General features: G+C 61.4%; 1 pseudogene. It reads right to left on the bottom strand.

From position 1 onward, the window contains the following. Nucleotides 1-249 (bottom strand): annotated as a pseudogene (locus VC352_RS24950) (TonB-dependent receptor); the annotation flags it as partial.

Raw genomic sequence — 249 nt, 5'->3', positions numbered from 1 at the left:
CACTGAACTGCAGGTGCTGCACGTCGTCGAGCCAGTAACCGAGCTTGAACATCAGGTCTTGGTCGCGGGTGTCCTGAATCTCGCCGGGGTAGGCGACGCCGATCAGCTCGTCGTTGGCGTCGTAGAATGCTCCACGCTCTTGCCAGGTGGCGCCGAACAGGGTTTCCCAGTCGCCCTGCTGGGCGCTGACCCGGTAGTTAATCTTGTAGCTCAGGCCATCCTTGCTGAAGCGGTCGTCGCTTTCCAGGC

The sequence above is a fragment of the Pseudomonas sp. C11 genome (assembly GCF_034683865.1).
Classification (GTDB): Bacteria; Pseudomonadota; Gammaproteobacteria; order Pseudomonadales; family Pseudomonadaceae; genus Aquipseudomonas.
This window is presented reverse-complemented; position numbering and strand designations above follow the sequence as displayed.